This window comes from endosymbiont of Riftia pachyptila (vent Ph05), from assembly GCF_000224455.1.
In the GTDB taxonomy this organism is placed as follows: Bacteria; Pseudomonadota; Gammaproteobacteria; order Chromatiales; family Chromatiaceae; genus Endoriftia; species Endoriftia persephonae.
Genome location: NZ_AFOC01000139.1, coordinates 1 through 5,735, shown reverse-complemented (window position 1 = coordinate 5,735; position 5,735 = coordinate 1). Strand labels below are relative to the sequence as shown.

At 60.6% G+C, this 5,735-nt stretch carries 6 protein-coding genes and 1 pseudogene; 6 read left to right on the top strand and 1 reads right to left on the bottom strand.

Going from position 1 to position 5,735, the window contains the following annotated elements; translation table 11 throughout:
• The 6 genes and pseudogenes from RIFP1SYM_RS15275 to RIFP1SYM_RS15250 form a co-directional block, all read left to right on the top strand.
• A partial coding sequence (locus RIFP1SYM_RS15275; protein ID WP_050798784.1) for a penicillin-binding protein activator occupies window positions 1-1,570 on the top strand: 1,570 nt, incomplete at its 5' end.
• On the top strand, window positions 1,567-1,923 hold the full coding sequence (locus RIFP1SYM_RS15270) for a YraN family protein (RefSeq protein WP_005966461.1): 357 nt from the start codon (window positions 1,567-1,569) through the stop codon (window positions 1,921-1,923). The genes RIFP1SYM_RS15275 and RIFP1SYM_RS15270, both read left to right, overlap by 4 nt.
• Window positions 1,924-2,004: 81 nt before the next feature.
• A pseudogene (locus tag RIFP1SYM_RS15265) lies at window positions 2,005-2,593 on the top strand (phosphoheptose isomerase).
• A 24-nt stretch (window positions 2,594-2,617) separates the two neighbouring features.
• Complete coding sequence (locus tag RIFP1SYM_RS15260) at window positions 2,618-3,199, top strand: BON domain-containing protein (protein WP_005966457.1); 582 nt, start codon at window positions 2,618-2,620, stop codon at window positions 3,197-3,199.
• The gene (locus RIFP1SYM_RS15255; RefSeq protein ID WP_005966455.1) at window positions 3,199-4,617 is read left to right on the top strand and encodes an FAD-binding oxidoreductase; all 1,419 of its coding nucleotides are present in this window, start codon (window positions 3,199-3,201) and stop codon (window positions 4,615-4,617) included. The genes RIFP1SYM_RS15260 and RIFP1SYM_RS15255 overlap by 1 nt, the downstream gene beginning before the upstream one ends.
• Window positions 4,618-4,809: 192 nt before the next feature.
• The gene (locus RIFP1SYM_RS15250; RefSeq protein WP_005966453.1) at window positions 4,810-5,223 is read left to right on the top strand and encodes a hypothetical protein; all 414 of its coding nucleotides are present in this window, start codon (window positions 4,810-4,812) and stop codon (window positions 5,221-5,223) included.
• 103 nt (window positions 5,224-5,326) lie between these two features.
• On the opposite strand, the gene RIFP1SYM_RS15245 is transcribed toward RIFP1SYM_RS15250, so the two are convergent.
• Window positions 5,327-5,735 (bottom strand): sodium-independent anion transporter (locus tag RIFP1SYM_RS15245; RefSeq protein ID WP_039960711.1); only part of this gene is annotated, 409 nt, incomplete at its 5' end.

Genomic DNA, 5,735 nt, shown 5'->3' with positions numbered 1-5,735 from the left:
GCTACCTTTGCAACGGCGCTACCATCGCAACATGGCGGAGGCGTTTCGCCTCTCCGGCAACCGCCTGGAGAGCGCCCGTGAACTGAGCGAACTTGATCAACTCCTGTTCGATGAAGAGGCGCGCCTGGCGAACCAACGCCAACTGCTGCAGGGCCTGATGGTGATGACCGACACCGCCCTGACGCTGCTGCAGCCATCGCCACCGGGCACCCTCGGCGGCTGGATGGAGCTGGCACGCATCGCCAAGGCGAACATCGATGACCCGACGCTGATCAGCACCCGGCTCGAGGCCTGGCAGGAGGATTTCCCCAACCACCCCGCCCTGCCCCAGCTACTAACCGGTCAGCGGGCCGAGTCGGCCGAACAGCTGCTGCAGTTCGACGCGGTTGACCACATTGCGATCCTGCTGCCGCGCAGTGGCATCTATGCCAAAGTAGCCCAAGCGGTACAGGATGGTCTGCTCGCCGCCTGGTATCAGCAACCGGCGAGCCGTCGGCCACAGCTGCGTTTCTATGACAGCAGCGATCCCGACACCATCCTCGATTCGATCGACCAGGCAGTCAGCCAGGGCGCCAAGGCGATCGTAGGCCCACTCAACAAACAGGCCCTGACGCTGCTGCTGAAGAGCGATGGCTTCCCAATCCCGCTGCTGGCGCTCAACCACACCAGCGATGGCGGCACCCCGCCAGCCAACCTCTACCAGTTCGGCCTCTCCCCAGAGGGCGAGGCGCAGCTGGTGGCAGAACGTGCCTGGCTCGAGGGCCATACCAGCGCCTTGAGTCTCACCCCCAGCGGCGACTGGGGAGAGCGTATCGCCGAGAGTTTCCGCACACGCTGGCTGACACTGGGCGGTGTGCTGGTGGAGCAGCAGCAGTATCAGGCGAAGGAGAACGACTTCTCTGCACCGATCCGCAGCCTGCTCAATCTGGACGAGAGCAACGAACGCCGCCGGGTGCTGCAGCAGACCATTCACCGCACGCTCGAATATGAACCCAGGCGGCGCCAGGATGCTGACTTCATCTTTCTCGCGGCACGCCCGCAAAAGGCACGTCAGCTGCGCCCGCAGCTACAGTTTCACCACGCCGGGCAGCTGCCAGTCTACGCCACCTCACACATCTACAGCGGTGCCGCAGAACCGGAGAAAGACAAGGATCTGGGGCATATCTTGTTTGTCGAGATCCCCTGGCTGCTGGATCAGGAAGACCAGAGCCCGCTCTCCCGCAACCAGCTGAAGCGACTGATCCCAAGCATCGAACAGCGCTATGCGCGCCTCTATGCCCTCGGCATCGATGCCTACAATCTGCTGCCACAGCTGCCGGCCCTGGCCGCCGACACCAACCGCAGCCTGGATGGCAAGACCGGCACCCTCTACCTCGACCACAAAAACCGCATCCATCGCCAGCTTGCCTGGGCGGAGATGCGTAATGGTCGGGCCCGACTTACCGGTTATGCGCCGCGCATCGAAGCCCCGCTCGGCAACGAGCAACTGATCGAACTTGAGCTCGAACCAAGCGCTGCCGAGCAGCAGCCAGTCACGCCATTCACCCCGGAAGCCGTCGTCTCACCATGAAGGCCAAGCACCTGATCCGTGGCGAACAGGCCGAGCGCCTTGCCTGCCGTCATCTGCAGGCCGAGGGACTGCGGCTGCTGGAGCGCAACTACCGCACCAAGCAGGGTGAAATCGATCTGGTGATGCAGGATGGCAACAGCCTGGTCTTCGTCGAGGTGCGCTATCGCAAGTCAGACAACTTCGGCAGCGCCGCCGAAAGCATCACCGCCGCCAAACGGGCCAAACTGATCGCCGCCGCCAACCACTATCTGCTGCGTCAGACCGACCGCCCGAGCCGCTTCGACGTGGTCGCCATCAGCGGTGACCAGCCCCCCGGCGTCGAGTGGATCCGCAACGCCTTTGATGCCTTCTGAGCAGCCAGACTGACAGCTATCGCAGCCGATTTTCTTCAATTCACCATCCCCAGAGGATCGGCAACCGGGTACAATGCACCGATGGAACTTAGTGATCACGTCAGACAGATTTTCAGCGAGAGCATCCAACTCAAGATCGACGCGCTGCCACAGCTTCACCGATCAGATCAGCGCAGCCGCGGAGCTGATCGTCAGCCGGCTGCTGGAGGGGAACAAGACCTTCAGTTGCGGCAACGGCGGCTCCGCCGGCGACGCCCAGCACTTCTCTTCCGAGATGCTCAACCGCTTCGAGCGGGAGCGGCCAGGGCTGCCAGCCATCGCGCTGACTACCGACAGCACCACCATCACGGCGATCGCCAACGACTACAGTTATGAACGCGTGTTTGCGCGCCAGATCGAGGCGCTTGGCCAGCCCGGCGATCTGCTGCTAGCGATCTCCACCAGCGGTAACTCGGTCAACGTCAATGCGGCGGTGGAGGCGGCCCATGAGCGCGGCATGGGAGTGATCGCTCTCTGCGGCCGGGACGGCGGCGAGCTGAAGAAACTCCTGCTGGCCGATGATGTCGAACTCTGCGTTGCGTCGGATGTAACCGCACGCATTCAGGAGGTCCATCTGCTGATCATCCACTGTCTGTGTGACTTGATCGATCGACAGCTACTGGGCAACTGACACCGCTCCACTGACGAGGATTTTATGAGCCATTTCGTTGTACCACTGGTCTCCCTGCTATTCACCGTCACTCTGCTACAAGGCTGCGCCGCCGCCGTCGTGGGCGGCGCCGCCACTGGCGTCTCCATCGCTCACGACCGCCGAACCATGGGCACCTTCATCGAGGATCAGAATATTGAGCTGAAGGCTTCCAGCCTGCTGCGCAACGACGCCACGCTCTCCGAGCACAACCATATCAGCGTGACCAGCTTCAATATGGTGGTGTTGCTGACCGGCCAAGCCGCCTCCGCAAGTGATCGGCTGCGTACGGAACAGATCGTGAAAAAGGTTGAGAAGGTACGCCGCGTAGTCAATGAATTGGAGGTCGGCTCGGGCGCTTCGTTTGGCGAAATCACCCGTGACTCCGCCCTCTCGGCAGAAGTAAAGTTCAAACTGACCAAGGTGAAGCTACCAGGCTTCGATCCGCTGCGCATCAAGGTAATCACCGAACGCGGCGTGGTCTATTTGATGGGGCTGGTGAGCCGAGCCGAAGCGGATGCCGCCACCGGGCAGGTTCGCAAGATCAGCGGCGTGCGCCGCGTGGTGCGGGTCTTCGAATACATCTGATGCCGTTGCCACTCAGCTTGAGCAGCAAGGTCGCACCGCTCCCGGCTGTTGCGCAAAAGGCCTTGAAGGCGATTGTCGGCAGTGATGCGCTGCTCACCGAACCCGCCGACTGCCTCCCCTACGGTTACGACAACAGCCGCCAGCAGGCGCTGCCCCAGGCGGTGGTATTCGCCAGCGAGGCGGCGCAGATCGAAGCGATCCTGGCGCTCTGCAACAGGCACCAGATCCCGCTGACCCCGCGCGGCGCGGGCACCGGCACCACCGGCGCCACGGTGCCGGACCAGCATGGAATCGTGCTCTCTCTGGAGCGGATGGACCGGATCCTGGATATCGACCCCGGCAACCGACTCGCTCGGGTGGAACCCGGGGTCACCAACCAGACCTTGCAGCTAGCGTTGGCAGAGCACGGCTTCTTCTGGCCACCGGACCCGACCAGCGCCTCGGTCTGCACGATTGGCGGCAATCTGGCCTACAACTCTGCCGGCCCCCGGGCAGTCAAATATGGCACGCCGCGGGAAAACACCCTTGGATTGCAGGCTGTCACCGGCGCCGCTCAGACCATCCGCACCGGCGTCAACACCACCAAGGGGGTGGTAGGCTACGATCTGACGCGTCTGCTGATCGGCTCAGAAGGCACCCTAGCCATCATCACCGAGGCGACCCTCAAGCTGACCCCGCTGACACAGGCCAGGCAGACCCTGCAGGCCAGCTATCGCGACATCCACGCCGCTGCCAAGGCGGTCTCCGCCATCATGGCGCAACCCACCACCCCCTGCGCGCTCGAGTTCATGGATGGCGCGGCACTCGAGATGGTGCGCGACTTCTCCGATCTGGCCCTGCCCCCGGAGGTCGGCGCATTGCTGATGATCGAGGTGGACGGCGCCAGCCACTCGATTGAACAGATCGCAGCTGAGGTGGCAACGGCCGCAACGGTCGAAGGGCTGATCGAGATCCACCAGGCCAAAACCACCGAGGAGATTGCGGCTCTATGGAAGACCCGAAAGGCACTCTCACCAGCACTGCGTAATGTCGCACCGAAAAAGATCAACGAGGATGTGGTGGTGCCGGTCTCACATATTCCCAGGCTGATCGACGAGCTAGAGCGCCTCTCCGCTCAGAGTGGCATCACCATCATTAATTTCGGCCACGCAGGCAATGGCAACATCCACGTCAATCTGTTGCTCGATCCCGACGACCCACTGCAGATGGCAGCGGGTAATGCCGCCCTCAGCCAACTCTTCGATCTAGTTCTGGCGCTGGGAGGGACCATCTCTGGCGAGCATGGCGTCGGTCTGGCAAAACGGGATTTTGTCCCGCGGGAGATCGACCCTCCCACTCTCGAACTGATGCGCGCCATCAAACGCCAGTTTGACCCCAACAACATCCTCAATCCAGGCAAGCTTTTCACGTACAGTTAATGGTACAGTTAATACACTTGAAATAAATGCGTGAATCAGTTAACGTTTTCACCTCGTATTTAGCCAAATGCATGCAGTCTCTCTTTTTACTGCCGCTAGCCTGAGTAAGCATATAAAGCAGTAGCCAGATCGTTATCCGAGCGAGAAAAGAGGCGAATAAAGCCCGACGCCCCTCAACAGGAGAATCGGTGGATGAAGATGACCAGAAACAAGACCTTGGTCGTGGCTTCATTAGCCGCAGCACTTTTCAGCAGTAGCCTGCCAGCCGAAGAGCGTCCCCTACAGGTCGACTCACAGGGTTTCTGTTCAAGCCTGCCCTCAGTGGACCGGGTAGAGCTCTCCCAGCACATTCTCAAGCTGCACAACAATCTGCAGCACCAGCAAGCAGAGCTGACCAGGGCAGAGATTGAAAAACGCTTTGACAGCACCGACGCGGTCATCACCATCATCCTGCCCGGCGGACTTCTCTACGCCGCCTACCGGAAAGCTGACCACCTAAAGACCAAGGCCCGGCTTGAGCAGGTATCTTCCGATCTCAACCGACTCTCTGTTGACTTGGTCGCTTTCAACCCGATCGGCTCCATCCAGGTCGCACAAGCCCACTAGCATCTGGATTACCACTCGTCCCGGCCAGCCCGTACAACAACACAATAAAAAAGCCGGCCAAATGGCCGGGCTTTTTTATTGGCATTAGAAGCTCATTCGATCATCAATCAATCTGCCGCCGCAGGGGGCATTTGGTGCGGTCATAATCCTCTCCCAAGCCATCCCAAGCGTAGTTGAGTGCAAACTGGATGCGCGAGTGGAAGTGGTCTTCGCCAATCGAATCCAGCAGACCAGTGCGGCGAATCGTCTTCATAAACTGCCGCTTCATCCTGGCCACGACAAACTCGATGTGCAGCGATTTTAACCGATCGGCCAGGTGATGCAGGACCTCCTCACCACTTGAATCCATCTGGTTGATGGCCTCGCCATCGATAATGATGTAGCGCAGGTTCGGGTACTTAGAGACCAGTTCCAGCACCTTGTCCTCAAAATAACCGGCATTGGCGAAGTAAAGTGAGCCGTCGAAGCGTAGCAGGGCAATCTTGTCGCTGGTCTGCAGTTCGGGAAACACC